This window comes from Selenomonas sp. oral taxon 920 (genome assembly GCF_001717585.1).
Lineage (GTDB): Bacteria > Bacillota > Negativicutes > Selenomonadales > Selenomonadaceae > Centipeda.
Genome location: NZ_CP017042.1, coordinates 215,025 through 233,206, shown reverse-complemented (window position 1 = coordinate 233,206; position 18,182 = coordinate 215,025). Strand labels below are relative to the sequence as shown.

Annotated in this window: 18 protein-coding genes and 1 riboswitch; of the genes, 13 read left to right on the top strand and 5 right to left on the bottom strand. The window is 57.3% G+C overall.

Features of this window, described 5'->3' with window-relative positions:
- Positions 1-31: 31 nt before the first annotated feature.
- Positions 32-138: riboswitch (TPP riboswitch) on the bottom strand.
- A gap of 10 nt (positions 139-148) precedes the next feature.
- Both BCS37_RS01040 and BCS37_RS01035 read right to left on the bottom strand, forming a co-directional pair.
- Positions 149-1,117 (bottom strand): PRC-barrel domain-containing protein, encoded by a 969-nt coding sequence (locus tag BCS37_RS01040; protein WP_069179738.1) that lies wholly within the window; start codon positions 1,115-1,117, stop codon positions 149-151.
- 27 nt (positions 1,118-1,144) lie between these two features.
- Entirely contained in the window at positions 1,145-1,861 is a 717-nt protein-coding gene (locus BCS37_RS01035; RefSeq protein WP_069179737.1) for a tetratricopeptide repeat protein, read from the bottom strand.
- A gap of 267 nt (positions 1,862-2,128) precedes the next feature.
- Here BCS37_RS01035 and BCS37_RS01030 point away from each other — a divergent pair, with 267 nt between their 5' ends.
- The 12 genes from BCS37_RS01030 to BCS37_RS00975 all read left to right on the top strand — a co-directional run bounded on the left by BCS37_RS01030 (position 2,129) and on the right by BCS37_RS00975 (position 13,696).
- Positions 2,129-2,395: an HPr family phosphocarrier protein gene (locus BCS37_RS01030; protein ID WP_040394201.1), complete on the top strand. Its 267-nt coding sequence runs from the start codon at positions 2,129-2,131 to the stop codon at positions 2,393-2,395.
- Positions 2,396-2,484: 89 nt separating this feature from the next.
- Positions 2,485-4,218: a phosphoenolpyruvate--protein phosphotransferase gene (ptsP, locus tag BCS37_RS01025; RefSeq protein WP_069179736.1), complete on the top strand. Its 1,734-nt coding sequence runs from the start codon at positions 2,485-2,487 to the stop codon at positions 4,216-4,218.
- Positions 4,219-4,337: 119 nt separating this feature from the next.
- On the top strand, positions 4,338-4,544 hold the full coding sequence (locus BCS37_RS01020) for a ferredoxin (RefSeq protein WP_069179735.1): 207 nt from the start codon (positions 4,338-4,340) through the stop codon (positions 4,542-4,544).
- 76 nt (positions 4,545-4,620) lie between these two features.
- The gene (locus BCS37_RS01015) at positions 4,621-5,694 is read left to right on the top strand and encodes an aldose epimerase family protein (protein WP_069179734.1); all 1,074 of its coding nucleotides are present in this window, start codon (positions 4,621-4,623) and stop codon (positions 5,692-5,694) included.
- 150 nt (positions 5,695-5,844) lie between these two features.
- Positions 5,845-7,035: an ADP-forming succinate--CoA ligase subunit beta gene (gene sucC / locus BCS37_RS01010; RefSeq protein ID WP_069179733.1), complete on the top strand. Its 1,191-nt coding sequence runs from the start codon at positions 5,845-5,847 to the stop codon at positions 7,033-7,035.
- Between the two features lie 19 nt (positions 7,036-7,054).
- Positions 7,055-7,960 carry a succinate--CoA ligase subunit alpha gene (gene sucD, locus BCS37_RS01005; protein WP_069179732.1) on the top strand — a complete coding sequence of 302 codons (906 nt, stop codon included), beginning with the start codon at positions 7,055-7,057 and terminating at the stop codon, positions 7,958-7,960.
- A 191-nt stretch (positions 7,961-8,151) separates the two neighbouring features.
- Positions 8,152-9,480, top strand: a complete 1,329-nt coding sequence (locus tag BCS37_RS01000) for a TPM domain-containing protein (protein WP_069179731.1) — start codon at positions 8,152-8,154, stop codon at positions 9,478-9,480.
- A 37-nt stretch (positions 9,481-9,517) separates the two neighbouring features.
- Entirely contained in the window at positions 9,518-10,087 is a 570-nt protein-coding gene (locus BCS37_RS00995) for a LemA family protein (RefSeq protein WP_069179730.1), read from the top strand.
- A 50-nt stretch (positions 10,088-10,137) separates the two neighbouring features.
- Positions 10,138-11,013 carry a hypothetical protein gene (locus BCS37_RS00990; protein ID WP_069179729.1) on the top strand — a complete coding sequence of 292 codons (876 nt, stop codon included), beginning with the start codon at positions 10,138-10,140 and terminating at the stop codon, positions 11,011-11,013.
- 25 nt (positions 11,014-11,038) lie between these two features.
- A complete protein-coding gene (locus tag BCS37_RS00985; RefSeq protein ID WP_069179728.1) occupies positions 11,039-11,911 on the top strand; it encodes a hypothetical protein in 873 nt (290 codons plus the stop codon).
- A gap of 24 nt (positions 11,912-11,935) precedes the next feature.
- On the top strand, positions 11,936-12,805 hold the full coding sequence (locus BCS37_RS00980) for a hypothetical protein (protein WP_069179727.1): 870 nt from the start codon (positions 11,936-11,938) through the stop codon (positions 12,803-12,805).
- A 24-nt stretch (positions 12,806-12,829) separates the two neighbouring features.
- The gene (locus BCS37_RS00975) at positions 12,830-13,696 is read left to right on the top strand and encodes a hypothetical protein (protein ID WP_069179726.1); all 867 of its coding nucleotides are present in this window, start codon (positions 12,830-12,832) and stop codon (positions 13,694-13,696) included.
- 152 nt (positions 13,697-13,848) lie between these two features.
- Here the strand turns inward: BCS37_RS00975 and BCS37_RS00970 are convergent, their stop codons facing one another.
- Positions 13,849-15,129 (bottom strand): sensor domain-containing diguanylate cyclase, encoded by a 1,281-nt coding sequence (locus tag BCS37_RS00970; RefSeq protein ID WP_237142723.1) that lies wholly within the window; start codon positions 15,127-15,129, stop codon positions 13,849-13,851.
- A gap of 126 nt (positions 15,130-15,255) precedes the next feature.
- On the bottom strand, positions 15,256-16,065 hold the full coding sequence (locus BCS37_RS00965; protein WP_069179724.1) for a DUF6630 family protein: 810 nt from the start codon (positions 16,063-16,065) through the stop codon (positions 15,256-15,258).
- A 207-nt stretch (positions 16,066-16,272) separates the two neighbouring features.
- Between BCS37_RS00965 and BCS37_RS00960 the strand changes: the two genes are divergently transcribed.
- Entirely contained in the window at positions 16,273-17,160 is an 888-nt protein-coding gene (locus BCS37_RS00960; protein WP_069179723.1) for a fructose bisphosphate aldolase, read from the top strand.
- Positions 17,161-17,276: 116 nt separating this feature from the next.
- Here the strand turns inward: BCS37_RS00960 and BCS37_RS00955 are convergent, their stop codons facing one another.
- The gene (locus tag BCS37_RS00955; protein WP_069179722.1) at positions 17,277-18,158 is read right to left on the bottom strand and encodes a restriction endonuclease; all 882 of its coding nucleotides are present in this window, start codon (positions 18,156-18,158) and stop codon (positions 17,277-17,279) included.
- Between the last annotated feature and the right edge of the window lie 24 nt (positions 18,159-18,182).

Sequence of the window (18,182 nt, the reverse complement as noted above, 5' to 3'; positions counted from 1 at the left end):
AAAAACGCGGCTATGCCAACTGACATAGCCGCGCTGTGTGCACATATATCCCTACGTTGGCATTATCCAAATCAGGTTATGGGTCGGGACGCATTGTCCCCTCTCAGCCGACTGCTGTCAGCTCCCCTTATTCTGTTGTGTATGGGAGTTACTGTGCGCTCATCGAGAGTTCGATGAACTTGTTGCCGAGCTTCGCCTTCTGCAGGACTTCCTCGGTGATGTCCGCGCCCGCCTCGACGATGACAACGCCGTTGTCCATCTTGATCGTGCGCGTCGCCTTCTTGCCGAGCAGGAAGCGGCGGTGTCGATCCTCGTTCACGCGATCCGCGCTCTTGTCCTCGGCGGACTCTGCCGTCGGTTCCTCGGCTGCGGGTGCAGCCTCAGCAGCAGGTGCAGGCTCCTCTGCCGGAACCTCGGGTGTCTCCGGTGCAGCGGCCTCAGGCACCTCTGCCGCCGGTGCAGGCTCCTCAGAGGACACCTCGGCGGCGGGCTCTTCAGCCACAGGTGCGGGTTTCTCAACAGGAACCTCAGCGACAGGTTCCTCCGCCGCAGGTGCTGCCTCTGCCACCGGCTCAGCTGCAGCTTCCGAAGCTGCAGGCGCTGTCACAGCGGGCGCCGCCGGTGCAGCCGCTGCATCAAATTTTTTTCCGGCATCGCCCTCCGGAGAGATGACCGTAACTTCCTTGCCGAAGATCGAGACCTGATCCGCCGTTACCTCAGACGTGGAGCCCTCGGGGGTCGTGATCTCGCATTTCTCAATGCTGCCGTCCTCGCCGATGAAGATCTCGGTGATGTTGCCCTGAATCACGCCCGTGCGCGTGATCGCCTTCGTCCCAATGACGCGGATGTTGTCGTCGAGCAGAGTCTCGAAGTCGCCCGCCGCATCGAGCGTCAGGATGTTCTCGCTGTTGTTGATTGTAACGGCATCCTCACCGACTGCAATGACATTGTCGTAGGGGATGAGCTTGACCCCGCGATACCAGTCCTCGTCCTCAATCGTGACCGCCGCCACCACACGGTTCGGCGCGTCAATGAGCAGCGTCTTGCTCATGCCGAGCTCGCGCCCCTCGGTGATACTGATGACGGGAAGCCCCAGAATGTCAACGCTTTTCTTCATGTGTATTCCTCCATTTTACCAAAAATGTCAGGTACTGAGCTCTGCGCGCCGATCTGCCTCTGCAAGCAAATCCTTCGGCACATCGCCGAAGGGGAGTGTAGGTGTCCCCCGCGCTGTGAGCATATGAGAAACGACGGCCAAGGATCTGCGGGAGCGCTCAAACTCCTGCGCCATGGCAGTGTTCTTTGTAATGATGGGCAGCGCGAGCGCCTCGTCAAAGAGGGCAAGCGCTGCATCGTAATTCCCCAGACGCTTGTAAAGCGTCGAGAGCTCGATGATAAGATACGGCATATAGGAGTCATCCGGATACCGCTGAAGCGCTTCGCGGTATGCCGCGACCGCACGCAGCGGGGCATGCTCCGATGCCTCGTATGCTATGTCGAGCAGAACATCGAGGCTCTTCTCCGACAGTGCGGACCCCGGCGGCTCCGCTGCCGCAGACGATACCGGCTCCTGCACTGCACCGCGGACGGCAGGGGTATGTGCAGAGGCACTGTCCGCTGCGGACATCTGCGTATCTGCGCACGCCTCCTGTGCGGCGGCATTCTCTGCCTGATGCCGTGCACGTGCCGAAGCGAACGCATTGTAGAGCGTCACCACAAGCCCCGCGCCTGCGATCAGGGAAACCAGCTGTATATAGTACGTCTGTGTCAGCGGCGGACGCAGGGCAATCATCCCGGCAACGACGCCAACGCTCATCAGTACAGCAAGAACAAGCGAGGAAAAGCGAATCCGGGTTTGCAACAGCATCGCCCCCTTTTCCAAAACCACCGCTCGAGCAGCGAGCATACTCATAGGTATTCTAGAAGTTTTTCGACACAAACGCGAAAATTCCTTCCTCTTGCGAGAAATATTAAAAAAACTGCGTTATTTTTTCTGAAAAACTTTTTTGTTTCTGCCCTTTTTTCATTTATCATTTTATAGTATAATGGCTGTGACATTCATTCGCGCGGCAAAATGCGGACGCGAGGGGAATATATGCTGATTCACTAACGGATGGGAGATGTTCACATGACGCAGGAAACAGTAATGATCGAGAACAAGACGGGCATTCATGCACGTCCCGCATCGGTATTCGTCCAGACGGCGACCAAGTTCAAGTCCAAGATCCAGATCGAAGCAAAGGGCAAGAAGGTCGATGCCAAGAGTATCCTCATGCTGATGAGCATGGGGCTTGTCAAGGGCACGGAGCTCACCATCATCGCCGAGGGCGAGGACGAGGCTGCCGCGGTGAAGGAACTCGCGGATCTCGTCAAGTCGAAGTTCGGCGAGGAGTAATCGAATCACTACGGGACGCCTCGAGGTTTTGCAGTGTACTGTTCAGCCTCGCGGCGTTTTTTCATAGAGATTAGGAAGGGTGTTTAGATATGGCGGAAGCAATCCGTGGAAAAGGGGTTATCTCCGGCATCGCCATCGGTCAGGTCATGCTCGCAGGGCAGAACCTCGACGGCTATCTTGCCGCGTATCAGCCGGGCTCCGCTGCAGAGGAGCAGAGCAAGGCAGAGGCGGCGCTCGTCGCCGTCACCGAAAATCTCCTCGCGACCATTGAGCGTCTGCGGCGAGAGGAGCAGGCTGAACAGGCGGCGATCCTCGAGGCGCACCGCATGATGGTGCAGGATCCGATGATGGCAGAGAACATCAAGGGCAAGATCGCCGAGACGGGCAGCGCACCGCAGGGCATTCTCGATGCCGCGAACGAGCAGGCGCAGATGTTCGAGCAGATGGAGGATGAGTACTTCGCCGCACGCGCCGTCGATCTGCGCGACGTGGGCAAGCGCATCGCGAAATACGTCCTCGGTGTCAAGGAGCCGGAGATCGGCTCGGGGCAAGTCGTCCTCTGCGGTGAGGAGATCGAGCCGTCCGTCGTCGCCGGCATGCCGACGGAGCAGATCGCAGGTGTGATCCTCGGCTCGGGCAGTGCGACGAGCCACGTTGTCATCATCGCCAAGGCACGCGCCATCCCAACCGTCCTCGGCATCGGCGACAAGATCAACCTCATTCAGGACGGCGACGAGATCATCCTCGACGGCAGCCGCGGCGACATCATCATCCGTCCGACCGAGGCAGAGCGCTCGCTCTATCAGGGCAAGATCGAGGAGCAAAAGAAGCTCGCGGCACACTATGCCGCACTCAAAGATCTCCCGGCGGTGACGAAGGACGGCGTGCGCATCGAGCTCACGGCGAACATCGGCACGCACATGGATGTGGACAACGCACTCACCTACGGCGCGGAGGGTGTGGGGCTCTTCCGCTCCGAGTTTGTTTTCATGGGCTCGACCACAATCCCGACCGAAGATGAGCAGTTCAAGGCATACCGCGCTGCCGTCGAGAAATGCGGTGGTCACATCTGCGTGATCCGCACGATGGACATCGGCGGAGACAAGCCCCTGCCCTACCTCAACATCGACCCTGAGGAGAATCCGTTCCTCGGCTACCGAGCTCTGCGCATCAGTCTCGATCGGCACGACCTCTTCCTCCCGCAGATCAAGGCGATCCTGCGCGCGGGGCTCTATGGCAAGGCAGCCATGATGGTGCCGATGGTCATCAGTGTCAGCGAGATCCAGCGCGTCTTAAAGCTTGTCGAACAGGCAAAGGTCGAGCTCACCCACGAGGGGAAGGAGTACTCCGACGACGTACAGATCGGCATCATGGTCGAGACCCCTGCGGCGGCAGTCGTCTCACCGCTGCTCGCACAGTACGTCGACTTCTTCAGCATCGGCACAAACGACCTCATCCAGTACACGCTCGCAGTCGACCGCGGCAACGCGCAGATCGCACATCTCTACAATCCGTTCAACCCCGCCGTTCTCCGGCTCATCCAGCGCACGATCCAGAGCGCACGCGAGCACGGCATCTGGACGGGCATGTGCGGTGAGATGGCAAGCGACCCGTACGCCGCCGTCATCCTGCTCGGCATGGGCATCACGGAGCTCTCGATGAGTGCACCGTCCATCCCGCGCGTCAAGGAGATGATCCGCTCCGTCACATCGACGCAGGCGAAGGAGCTCCTCGCCGATGTCATGAAGATGGAGCACGGTGTCGAGATCCGTGCCTACCTGCACAAGATGCTCGAAGGCTCGGACGCGAGCGTTGGACTCTGATTGTTGCAAAAGGCACAGACAAGCACGCCGTGTTGCGGCATACTATAGGCGTGTGTTATATTTGAAAGCTTCCTGCTGTGCTCCGGTGCGGCAGGAATTTTTCGTTTCAGGAGGATGTTATGACCCTGTCCATTGACAGCACGGCGTGCGTCTCCTGCGGCATGTGCGCGGAGCGCCTGCCCGCCGTCTTTCGCATCGACCGCACCGCACGCTCCGCCGCGATCGTTCGGCAGCCGCACGCAGAGGAACAGGACGACGCGCTCGAGGCGGCGGAGGACTGCCCCGCAGGGGCGATTATCTCATCTTTTTTCGTGGCAAATTTGTAATTTTATGCTAGAATAAGAGAAACATTTTCGATTGTTGTTTCTGGGAGCGGCGCAGCCGCTGTGGAGGGAATCTGCAATGACGGAATTAAAGATGGCACCATTTGGCACGATGCCGGGCGGCGATCGGATCGAGCTCTACACACTGACCAACGCACGCGGGACGCGGGCAGCGATCACTACCTACGGTGCACGCCTCGTGTCGTTCGAACGCCTCGTCGACGGAAAGCCGCTCGACATCGTACTCGGCTACGACTGCGGTGAGGACTACGTTGCCGACCGCGCCTGCATGGGGGCGATCGTCGGGCGGCACGCAAACCGCATTGCGGGCGGACGCGTCACAATCGCGGGACATCCCTATCAGCTCGAGCTGAATACGGGGTCAAAGAAACAGAACCACATCCACGGCGGCTCGAAGGGACTGCACTATCACCTCTGGACGGCGGAGATCGCGGGCGGCGGTGCTGCGTTTACCACTGTCAGCCCCGACGGCGAGGGCGGCTACCCCGGCAACTTCAAGGTACGGGTCACCTATCGCCTCACGGATGACGATGCCCTCATCATCTCCTATCGCGCCGTCAGCGACGCGGACACCATCTGCAACCTCACGAACCACACGTACTTCAACCTCGAGGGAGCCACTGCAGACACCGTACTTGACCACACGGCAGAAATCTATGCCGATGCGTTCACATGGGCGGACGCCGAGTCCCTGCCTGACGGCCGCATCCTCCCTGTCGTCGGCACACCGATGGACTTCACGGAGCCGCACCGCATCGGTGAGCGCATCGATGCAGACTACGATCAGCTGCGGATGGCAGGCGGATACGACCACAATTGGGTGCTGCGCGGTGACTTTGCTCCGGAGCCCTACTCCCATCTCAAAAAAGCAGCACGCATCACATCAAAGAAGTCGGGGCTTGCCCTCTCCTGCTACACAACACAGATCGGCATGCAGTTCTACACGGGCAACTTCCTCGGAAAAACCCCCGTCGTCGGCAAGGGCGGCAAGGAGTTCGCACGGCGCAGCGGCTTCTGCCTCGAGACGCAGTTCTTTCCGAACGCACCCGCGAATCCGCATTTTCCGCAGCCCCTTCTCAAAATGGATGAGGTGTGGGAAGCAGAGACCGTATACCATCTTGAAGATTTGTAAGACTACATGCCATCCATAGAAACGAATTATGGCAATCCAATTTTTTCAATTACTCATTTATCCAAAATCGCTAGACATTTCTATAAAATGGGCGTAAGATAGTATCTATAAGTAAGCTCTGCTCACAAAAATTAAGGGAGGATTGACTAAATGAATATTCATGAGTACCAGTCCAAGCAAGTTCTGCGCGAGTTCGGAGTCAACGTGCCGAACGGACTGCCGGCGTTCACCGTCGACGAGGCAGTCGCGAACGCAGAGAAGCTGGGCTCCCCCGTTATCGTTGTCAAGGCTCAGATCCACGCGGGCGGCCGCGGCAAGGCGGGCGGCGTCAAGATTGCAAAGAATGTGGATGAAGTCCGTACCTACGCGCAGGAACTCCTCGGCAAGGTGCTCGTCACCCACCAGACCGGTCCCGAGGGCAAGAAGGTCGGCCGCCTCCTGATCGAGGAAGGCTCGAAGATCAAGAAGGAGTTCTACCTCTCGTTCGTCGTCGATCGCCAGACGGCAAGCATTGTCATGATGGGCTCCGAGGAGGGCGGTGTCGAGATCGAGAAGGTCGCCGCCGAGACCCCCGAGAAGATCATCAAGGAATACATCGACCCCGTGATTGGACTTGCTCCGTTCCAGGCAACGCGCATGGCGTATGCGATCAACATCCCGGGTCCCGCTGTCCGCAAAGCGGCTGCACTCATGCAGGGCCTCTATGCCGCATTCATCGGCAAGGACTGCTCTCAGGTTGAGATCAACCCGCTCGTCGTCACCGAGGACGACGATGTCATCGCGCTCGATGCGAAGCTGAACTTCGACGACAGCGCGCTCTTCCGCCATCCCGACATCGTGGAGCTCCGCGATGAGACCGAGGAGGATCCGAAGGAGCGCGAGGCTGCTGCGGCAGGGCTCAACTACGTCAACCTCGGCGGCGATGTCGCGTGCATGGTCAACGGCGCAGGCCTTGCGATGGCGACCGTCGACATCATCAAGCACTACGGCGGCGAGCCTGCGAATTTCCTCGATGTCGGCGGCGACTCCGAGCCGGAGAAGATCGCCAAGGCGTTCAGCATCATGCTCGAGGGCGGTCAGGCGAAGGGCATCTTCGTCAACATCTTCGGCGGCATCAACCGCTGCGACAACATCGCCAACGGCATCATCGAGGCGGCAAAGATCATCTCCAAGGACGGCAAATCCCTCCCTGTTCCCGTCGTCGTTCGCCTTGAGGGCACGAAGGTCGAAGAGGGCCGCGAGATCCTCAAGAACACGCCGATCGGCAACGTCTTCCCCGCAGCCACGATGGAGGGCGGCGCAGAGCAGATCGTGAAACTCGTCGCACAGGCGAAGGCTTAATCGAAAGGGAGGTCATACAATGTCAGTAATGATTGATAAGGACACCAAAGTCATCGTCCAGGGCATCACCGGCAAGGCTGCGATGTTCCACACGAAGCAAATGCTCGACTACGGCACAAAGATCGTCGGCGGCGTCACCCCCGGCAAGGCAGGGCAGACCGTCGAGGGCGTGCCCGTATTCAACACCGTTGCAGACGCGGTCAAGGCAACGGGTGCAACCGCCTCCGTCGTCTATGTCCCCGCACGCTTTGCAGCGGACTCCATCCTTGAGGCAGTCGATGCGGAGCTCGACCTCGTCGTCTGCATCACCGAGCACATCCCCGTGCTCGACATGGTGAAGGTACGCCGCTACATGCAGGGCAAGAAGACCCGCCTCGTCGGGCCGAACTGCCCCGGGCTCCTCACCTCGCAGCAGTCCAAGCTCGGCATCACGCCCGGCACGGTCAGCAAGCCCGGCCACGTCGGACTCATCTCGCGCTCCGGCACCCTCACCTATGAGGCGGCATTCCAGCTCACGAACGCGGGCATCGGTCAGACGACCACCGTCGGCATCGGCGGCGACCCCGTCAAGGGCACGGACTTCATCGATGCGCTCCAGCTCTTCAAAGACGACCCCGACACCTACGCTGTCCTCATCATCGGTGAGATCGGCGGCACGGCAGAGGAGGATGCCGCGAAGTGGATTCAGGAGAATATGAAGGATAAGCCTGTGTCTGCGTTCATCGCCGGTCGTCAGGCACCTCCGGGCAAGCGCATGGGTCATGCAGGCGCGATCATCTCCGGCGGCAAGGGCACGGCAGCGGACAAGGTTGCAGCCCTCAACGCGGCGGGCATCCCCGTCGCCGACACCGTCGCCCACATCGGCGAGACGATGGTCAAGCTCCTCAAGGAGAAGGGTCTCTACGACAAGTGCCACACCTGCTGAGGTGAATTTCATAACGCATCAGACGCTCCCGCATATGCGAGAGCGTTTTTTTGTGTGCAAAAGAGAATTTCGGTACTTTTTCTATAAGAAGGACGTTTGAACCTGTCATATATGACAGTTACAAAAATTCAAAGAATATGTTAGAGTAAGATTGATACACAACGGATTCTGTTTGAAAGGATGTGGAAGGTATGAACGGCAGCAGATGTGTACGCGCACTCTTTGCGTCCCTTCTTGCACTCACGCTCCTGCTTCTCGGCGGCAGTCCTGCGGCGGATGCCGCCGGAAGCCGGCTGCTCGGTACGACGACTGTCACGGCAAGCGATCTGCTCGCAAGACCTGCGCAGCGGGCGTACGTCGTCGACACGGCGGGCATGGTCTCGGCGGAGGACGCTGCACAGATTTCAAAAATCGGAGCGGAGCTGCACGGCAAAACAAAGGCGGAGATCGTCGTCGTCACCGTACCGACGCTCGGCGGCACGGACATCGAGTCGTACGCGAACGAACTCTTTCGCAGCTGGGGCATCGGCGATGCACGGATGAATAACGGCGTACTCCTGCTCATCGCAAAGGACGACCGCGCGTTCCGCATTGAGGTCGGCTATGGTCTCGAGGGTGCCATCACGGACGGCTACGCGGGCAGCGTCCTCGACGCGATGAAGGGGGAGTTCCGCAAGGAGAACTACTCCCCCGCGATCCTCACCGCGTATGTCACGCTCGTGCAAAAGGCGAGTGCGGAGTACGGCGTTGAGCTCGAAAGCCTCGGCGCGGCACTCGGTATCCCTGCGAAGCCCACGCATCTCGGCAGTGTGGCAGACTTTGGCGAAATGCTGATGCCGGAGGACGCGGCAGCGATTGAGCGGATGGGCGGCGACCTCACGAATGCGACCGACACGCAGATGATTGTCGTCACCATGCCGACGCTCAAAGGCGTGGATGCACGGCGGTTTGCACAGCAGCTCTTTGCCGACTGGCAGCTGAAGGACGCGGCACACGGGAACACGGCGCTGCTCTTTATCGCAAAGGAAGAGCGCGAGGTGTTCTTCCTATTCGGTCCTGCCCTGACCGAGATGGAACAGGAGCATGACACGACCTACGCCCTCAATCGTATCCGTTCCGAGTTTCCCTTTGACAAGGACGATATTTCCGAAGAGATCCGAAAGGGCTATGCCACCGTCGCCGCAGGGCTGTGCGAGAAGGCTCATGTCGCCGTGCCGGACTCCATCGACGAGGGTGGCAGTGAGCCCTTCTACGTCTACATCTTCGGCTTTCTCGTCTTCATCCCGCTTCTCCTGCTCCTCCTCTGGATTGTTGGGCAGGTATTCGGGCTTGCCTTCTTCTCGCTGGCTGCTCTGCTGAACCTCCTCAGCTCCGGAAAATACGGCAACATGGGCGGTGGATCGGGCGGCGGCAGATATGATGAGGATGACCGCCCAACTTATCGCGGCGGCGGCAGCTCAGGCGGCGGCGGATACGGCGGCGGCTCCTCGGGCGGCGGCGGCGCGTCGGGGAATTGGTAGAGACACACAGGAAGCTGCACGAAAGGAAGTTTTCACCATGAACAACAAGGGCTTTATCTCCGTTGGGATCGTTCTCATCGTCGTCATCCTCATCGGCATCTTCGGCTTTTTCTCCCTCTACAACGGGCTGAAGGAGGCGGAGATCCGCGTCGATGCCTCCTACGGACAGGTCGAGAACCAGATGCAGCGGCGCAGCGACCTCATCCCGAACCTCGTGAACACGGTCAAGGGCTATGACGTACACGAAAAGAGCATCATCGAGGAGGTTGTAAACGCGCGTGCCAAACTTGCAGGTGCACAAGGCGTGGAGCAGATGGACGCGGCAAACGCAGAGCTGACGGGCGCACTCGGCCGCCTCTTTGCCATCGCCGAAGCATATCCCGATCTCAAGGCGAATACGCAGTACCTTGAACTCATGCGCGAGCTGTCGGGCTCCGAGAACCGCATCGCCGTCGCACGGCGCGACTACAACGAGGCGGTGCGTGAGTACAACGTACGCATCTCGACCTTCCCGGGAATGTTCCTCGCAGGCTTCATGGGCATGACGCAAAAGCCCCAGTTTAAGGCAAAGGAAGGCGCGGACGCCGTACCCGAGGTGAAGTTCTAACCGAAAAGTACGGGACGATGGTCCGTAAACAGAGATAAAGGAGGCATACAATGAAGATTTCGCTCAAGAAAACAATCGCTGCGGCACTTGTCCTGCTCACGCTTACGGCGGCATCCGTGTCTGCCAAATCCTCCACCGCACGTCACATCACATCGCCTGCGGCAGCAAAGAAGCAGCTGAATACCATCGCCAAGGCAGAGCCGCTCTGGAAGGACGAGTTTGTCGCACGATGGGACGCAGGGCAGACACCGCAGCCCCATCTGCTGAACTATGACCCCACCCAGACCCGCTTTGCCGTCACCGACCTCGACGGCAACGGGCGGATGGAACTGCTCTTCCGACACGCCGCCATGTTGCCTGTTGCGGAGGGCATCACCCCCGAGCCACTCCGCAACATCCCAACGGCAATCGCCATGGCGGTCTACGAGGTTGGAACAGACGGCCGCCTTGCGCGCCTCCCCGAGGCGGAAAACGGCTACGGCGCACCCGATCTCATGGATCTGTATGCGCTCCATCATGTGAACGCCGACGGCACACGTCCGTACAATATCTGCACGCGAACCATCACAGAGGACGAGCACGGTCACTATCACGGTACCGTCGCCTATCAGCAGATTGCCCTCGCAGACGGTGTCGTCACGTGCAAACTGCTCGCAGAGGAAAACAGCTATTACAACGTCTATGACATCGACCGCATCGAGGAGGTTCCCCTCTATGTCAGCATCTACGACGGTGACCCCTCCCATATTGAGATGAACCCTGCGGATTTTGCACTGACAGGGTTTTATCAGGACTTCTATTGGATCTACACGCCCCCCAGTGCCGTACACTGGATGAGCGGCGATGAGCTGAACCGCGATCCGCAGGAAGCCCTTGCCGCCTCGTGGGCAGGCTTTGTCTACGGCGTCATTGACGGGAAGGGATAACAGCCTGCACAAAAGGAGGTGCGCGATGGAACATATCTCGCTCGAAAAGACCATACTTGCGGCACTTGCCGCGCTCATGCTCACGACGGCATCCGCGTCTGCCGCATCCTCCACCGCACAGCACATCATATCGCCTGCGGCAGCAAAGGATCAGCTGAATACCATCGCCAAGGCGGAAAAACTCTGGAAGGATGAGTTCGTCACACATTGGAATCCGGGTGAAACGGCGGAGCCCGAACCGATTGTCTTCGATCCCTCCCGCACGTATTTCGCCGTCACCGATCTCGACGGCAATGGGCGGCTGGAACTGCTCTTCCGTCACGCCGCCGTGCTGAGAGTGCATGAAGGCATCACCCCGTATCCCTTCCGCAACATCCCAACCGCGCTCGCCATGGCGGTCTACGAGATCGGCACGGACGGCCGCCTCACGCGCCTCCCCATGATGGAAAACGGCGGCGCACCCAATCTGACAGGGCTGGCTCTCCATGGGATCGACAGCAACAATACGCGTTGGTACAACGTCGACACGAGCATCCTCATAGAGGACGAGCATCATCTCTACAACTATACCGTCTTCTATCAGCGGGTCGCCCTTGTAAACGGTGTGGTGCGATATGATCTGCTCGCGGAGGAAAAAGGCTATTACAACGTCTATGACATCGACCGCGTCGAGGCAGTTCCCTCCTACGCAAACATTTACGACGGCGACCCCGCCCATCTTAACATGCGTCATGACGATTTCGTGAAGAGCGCATTTTATCAGGACTTTAGTCGTATCTACATACCGGCCAATGTCATATACTGGATGGGCGGCGATGAGCTGAAACGCAATCCGCGCGAAGCCCTTGCCGCCTCGTGGGCAGGCTTTGTCTACGGCGCCATCGACGGAAAGGGGTAGCCATTCATTAAAAGGAGGCACACAATGACAATCTCGCTCAAAAAAGCGCTCGGCGCTGCACTTGCCACCCTCGCACTCATTATGCCCGCCCCCGCTCCCGCCGCAGCCGCGCCAAGCCCCGAGGCACAGCTGCAGATGATCGCGGAGGCAGAGCCGCTGTGGAAGGATGAGTTCGTCGCGCGCTGGGATAAGGGTCAGGCACCGTTTCCCTATCTCAGACGCTTCAACCCCCGCCTGACGCACATCGCCGTCACCGACCTCGATGCCAACGGTCGCCTTGAACTGCTCGTGCGCCATGCGATGACACTGATGGATATATCCGGTCCCCATGCGGCGGGTGTTGTGGATATCCCGATTGATATCAGCCTGTCCGCCTACGAGATCTCTGCGGACGGACGGCTCGAACGCCTCCGCGCAGAGAACGGCTACGATTGGCCCGATCTGATGAACCTCCAGCCCCTCAGTGAGATTGACGAGCACGGCACGCGCTGGCATCATGTCCGTACCGTAACCGTCTCCCGGAGCGATTACTTCACGGACAATGACCCTTCTTACTCCTATACAGCGTCCTATCAGCGCGTCGCCCTCTACCATGGAACGCTGCGCTGTCAGCTGCTCGCCGCGGAAAAAGGCAGCTATCGGGACGTGGACAGCCCCTCCACCTGCAGGAAAATCCACGTCTCCGCCAGTGTCTTTGACGGCGATCCCGCCCATACGAATATGAGTGGACGGGAATTTCAGCAGACCGATCTGTATCAGACCTTTGGCGATGCACTCCTGCCGCCAAGCTCCATCCGCTGGGTGAGCGGCGACGAGCTCAATCGCGATCCGCAGGAAGCCCTTGCCGCCTCGTGGGCAGGCTTTGCCTACGGCGTCATCGACGGGAAGGGATAACCATTCATAAAAAGGAGGCACACAATGACAATCTCGCTCAAAAAATCGCTCGGCGCAGCGCTTGCCGCACTCTCGTTGGCGGCATCCACCGCTGCCGCACCCGCAGCAATTGACACGGAAGCGCAGCTCAATGTCATGGCGGCATCGGGTGTGATACAGCAGGAGATCAACGACCAGTATCACACATGGGACAGCATCCTAAAGAGCGGCATGGCGGAGCGCAGTCACTATACCTTCTACGCCGCCGTCACCGACCTCGACCGCAACGGACGGCTCGAACTCCTCATCAGCCGGCACTTCCTGAACAAAGATCCGCTCTGCTATGCGGGGGACGGCATCTCAGAGGAGCAGAAAAAGGGCCTCCAATATCTCTGTGAGAACTATCCGAGTGAGGTCTACGGCGCGGCGTATGAGATCAGCGAGGACGGGACAACGCTCGAGCCGTACGCGATCAATAATGCGAACACGCAGTTCCCCGACCTCACACGCCTCTACATCCGAGGGAAAAAGACGGATGGACACTATATCTACATAGTCGATACGCAGCGGATGCCGCGCAGCGAAAGCCGAACGAGCGCAACGGATCGCTGCGGCATCGTATACGATGCCCAGATTCTCTGGGCCGATGTCGACCTCGGCGTCGGAACGAACGCCCATGCAGAGGGGACTGTGAGTGTCCACGGCGAGCAAGTCGAGCCGTTCTACACCTCCATGAAACTCCTCTATCTGAACAAGGACGTCGACCCCTACGGCGAAGAAGCCGAGAAGTTCCGGCGCGAACGGCTCGATAGAGGCGGCCGCCGCGTCAACTTCGTCTCGTGGGAGGAACTCGACAAGGACACGCGCGCCGCCCTCGCCTCCTCGTGGTACGGCTGGTCGTACGAAGACTAACCGCGACATACAAAAGCAGCGATCTGCATGCTCTTGCAAATCGCTGCTTTATTCTGTATTGGCATTATTTGCAGCTGTCCTATAAATGATGGACGAAGTGCTGTCGAATGCTTGACATCGTCCCGTCCAAAACGTGCAACAGCCCCTATTCCCTACCGTATCACTTCATGCTCGTCGCGGTGACTGATCACATAGCGGCCGCGTCCCGCCTCTTTCGCCTCATAGAGTGCCTCATCCGCTTTCTGCAGCAGCAGGTCAAACGAGCCATGCCCGACTTTCCCCTCGGCAATGCCTGCACTGACCGACAGGACTCCGAAGCGTTTATCCTCTTTGAACGCCTCAAAGAAATCATCAATAAAATCCTGCATACGCCCAGGGATATCCTCGCTTACCACACCATCCGTGAATACGATGAGAAATTCATCGCCGCCGATACGAACATTCAGCGTATCGGGGAAATGTTTTTTGATTAACTCGGAGGTTCGTACGAGCGCCTCATCCCCTGCCAAGTGGCCGTATGTATCGTTCACCGACTTGAAATGATCTAAGTCGAGGTAAGCGACAACCATTTCATTCGTCTCCAGCTTAGACAAAAATTCATCCAGCTGGCGGCGGTTCGCAAGTCCTGTAAGCTGGTCGTGCAGCGCCATGTAAACGATATTCTGCTGATATTCGTATTCCTTCGTTACATCACGGGCAATGCCGACCGTGCCGATGATCGTATCACCGTCGAAAATCGGCGTTTTGTAGGTCTTGAGCTTACTCAGACGGCCGTCCGCCTTCATGACCTCTTCATCAAACAGACAGGTGGCCCGAGCGGCGAGGACTTCATCCTCGGTCTCAACGCAGACATAGTCGCTCGCCTCGTAGACTTCCTTCGGAATGTCCCAGATATAGTAATGATCCCGACCTCTGACATCCGCCTTTTCCTTCGCGACCGCCGTACAAAAAGCGTCATTGACATCAAGGTGAATGCCCTTCAGGTCCTTGAACCAGACCATATCGGGGAGCGTGTTGATCGTTGTCTGCAGCCAATTTTCCCACAGCCATGCGCGCTTGCGCTCGGCGATCCGCGTCAGGAGATTGGCGAAATGAAACCGTGCAAGCTTCAGCCCGCCATTCAGCCAGATATCATCGACCGCATCGTAGTCCTCGCTCACCAGCTGATCTGAGTCGTCGGCGCACAGAATCAGCAGGCTGTCATGCGTCGGCATACGTTTGCGAACCATGCTTGGCGACAGGAAACTTGCTTGATCCATGACAACGAGCAGCTGCTCCTCATCTGCCAGTTCCCGAACCAGATCCTCTTCCTTGCAAATCGTGTAAAAGCTATGACTGAAATGCTCCTTGGGGGCGATCCCTTTCCAGAGCGCAGCCTTATCTTCGGCAATGCCGATAAAGGCAATCTTCAGCTGCACATGATACAAGGCCATCTCTCCCTTATAAGTAAACGATAAAAAACACTTTTCATTTTTATATAATAAGGTATTTATAAGAAAAAGAAAAGTAGTTTAGTAACTTTTTCTACACGGCCTTTGCTGTGCGCCACCTTAAGCGTCTCACATCTCCTCCGCCCGTGCAATTCGGTGCAGGAGGACGCGTGCATATTCTGACGCACGCGCAAAGTCCGCCCGCGTCAAAACAAGCAGGACATAGTCCTCGTTGTTCATATCCATCGCAGCAAGGACATGATCGTGCCAATGCGCATTCACATCCTTGCTCCAGACAGAAATCCCGTCCGTCTCACCGAGCATATCCCCGTCAACAGCAAGTCCCGTGCCTGCTGTCAGCGACTGCACGGCAGCAACAAAATCCTCCCGCTCGCTCTTCCAGTCGAGCGCCGCTGCCCTGCCGCTGCGCTCGAGTTTTTTGCAAAGGCCCTCCCATGCAGCGTCGATGCCTGTGGAACCTTTCGCCTGTAACTTTTTTCGCAGCTGCTTCGTATATGCGGCATCCACACGCAGAATGTTTGCAAGCGCAGTGACTGCGTCCGCAATCGCTTTGGGATCGTCTTCGGTCGGTTCATATGCCTCGACATCGGGGAGCATTCCTTTTCGCACGAAGTCTTTCATGATCCGCGCCGCGGCGTCATAGGAAAGGTCCGTGCGGCGATGCTTCTTCCCGCCGATTTCCAGCGTGAGCACCACCTGATCGGCAGCCGCCCCGCTGATTGCCTTCATCGACGTGCAGCCCTCGACCTCCTGCGGCGGGCAGATCTCCACAAACATATTCGTACCGTCCCGCATGGACTTCAATTCGTTCTCGATCCCCACAATATGAAAGCCGTGACGGTTCATCGAACTGCACTTCAGGCACCAGTCCTCATAGGTGCTGAACATCTTTGCCTGAATCCAATGATATAAGCGCATCAGCGGAATCCTCCCCATATATACGATGCCGTTACCTTACGATATTTCAGCCGGTGGGTCAAGCACAAGGATACACGAACATCATTTATTTTTGATAAATCCTCTTATAATAATTGATTTCGCTTCTCAACTGCGTTATAATAAGGCCAGAATCCAACAGGGGAGTTTTCCCCGCTCTCATATGTTCACAACTAGGAGGTATGTCCAATGAATCAGCAGCAGCTCAAACGCATGACCGAGGACAAAGGCTTTATCGCCGCACTTGACCAGAGCGGCGGCTCCACGCCGAAGGCACTCAAGGCGTACGGCGTCGACGAGAGCGCCTATCACGGCGAGGAAGAAATGTTCACGCGCGTCCACGAGATGCGCACGCGCATCATCAAGAGCCCCTCGTTCGACAAGAGCCGCATTCTCGCGGCAATCCTCTTCGAGAACACGATGGACCGCAAGATCGACAGCCTCTTTTCCGCTGATTTCCTCTGGAATCAGAAGGGCATCGTCCCCATCCTCAAGGTCGACAAGGGGCTTGCCGACGAGAAGGACGGCGTTCAGCTCATGAAGCCGATCCCGGGGCTCGACGACCTGCTCGACCGCGCGAACGAGCGTCACATCTTCGGCACAAAGATGCGCTCCGTCATCAAACAGGCGAACCCCGACGGCATCCGCGCCGTCATTGACCAGCAGTTCGAGGTCGGCATGCAGATCGTCCGCAAGGGGCTCGTCCCCATCCTCGAACCCGAGGTTGACATCCACTGCCCCGACAAGGCAAAGGCAGAGGAGATCATGCTCGGCTGCATGAAGGAGCACCTCGCAAAGCTGCCCGCCGATGCCAAGATCATGTTCAAAGTCACCATCCCGACCGTCGACAACCTCTACGCGGAGATCATGAAGGACAGCCACGTCGTCCGCGTCGTCGCCCTCAGCGGCGGCTACACCATGGACGATGCGAACGAAAAACTCGCGCGCAACCACGGCCTCATCGCCAGCTTCTCCCGCGCCCTCGCGCAGGATCTGCGCTTCTCGCAGAGCGACGATGAATTCAACGCCGTCCTCAAGAAGGCAATCGACAGCATCTACCAGGCATCCATCACCTGATGGCAGCCTGACAGACCTGTCCTTTCCCCTATATTCTCACGAACAATCCCCCGTCGCAGATCTGCGGCGGGGGATTTGTTATTAAAAATATTCTTCATCATCACCCCAGAATGGCATCAGAGGCTCATAAAATATTCCTCGTCAATTTCATAACTATTGACTGGATGGAGACCTATGTTATACTCTGCTAATTTTTGTACCAGTTCTTCTCCATCGATCAGGTCTATTTGCTGTTTTCCGGGACTAACCGCCTCATCTCTCGCAGCCTTAGAAAAGGTGCCTGTTGTAATGAAGATACCTTTTTCAATATCCGTAGTCAATGATCCACGAAAGTCTCGAATATCTGCTGCTCCTACAATACCTTTATATCGCTTGCACTGAAATGCCACATTAAATGTGAGAATTCCATTGACTTTCAACTTTCCATTCCCATCAATGCCCCCATCCCCCGATTTCTTCGTCACTGTGACTTGAGAAAATCCACATTCTCGCAAGAGCCGTTGCGCTAATTTTTCAAATCCATAAGGGTTCATCTCCATGAGAATACCCGAAAGACGCCGTTCCCACGACTGACTTTCATCCGATACTTCCTCAACAGTCAGACCTTGATTATTTATGTTCTCATTGAGATTTTTTCTATTTTGATAATCCTGTTGATGAACAGCTCGGATAATTTCATTCTTATCAATTTCAACCTGCTTTTCTTGTTTCTGATATTGAGGGGTGATCGTCCATACGCCCCGAGCACTATTTTCGATCAAGCCGTATTTTTTCAAATAGGTTCGTGCCCATTTCGCACGATACGCCAGTTCCGTTTCATTCCCACTTTCCTTGTGAGGCTCGTCGATTACTTCATCTGGTAAATCTAGTTGCTTAATAATTTCTGCATCAATCTCGTTATTTGTACCCGATCCTCCCAACGCTACAAGAGCGTGCCATGTTGGTTCTATTAGCAATGAATAATCCGGACATTTCGTCTGCTTCTTCTTTCGTGCCATATGATCACCTTTCTACTTCTACGC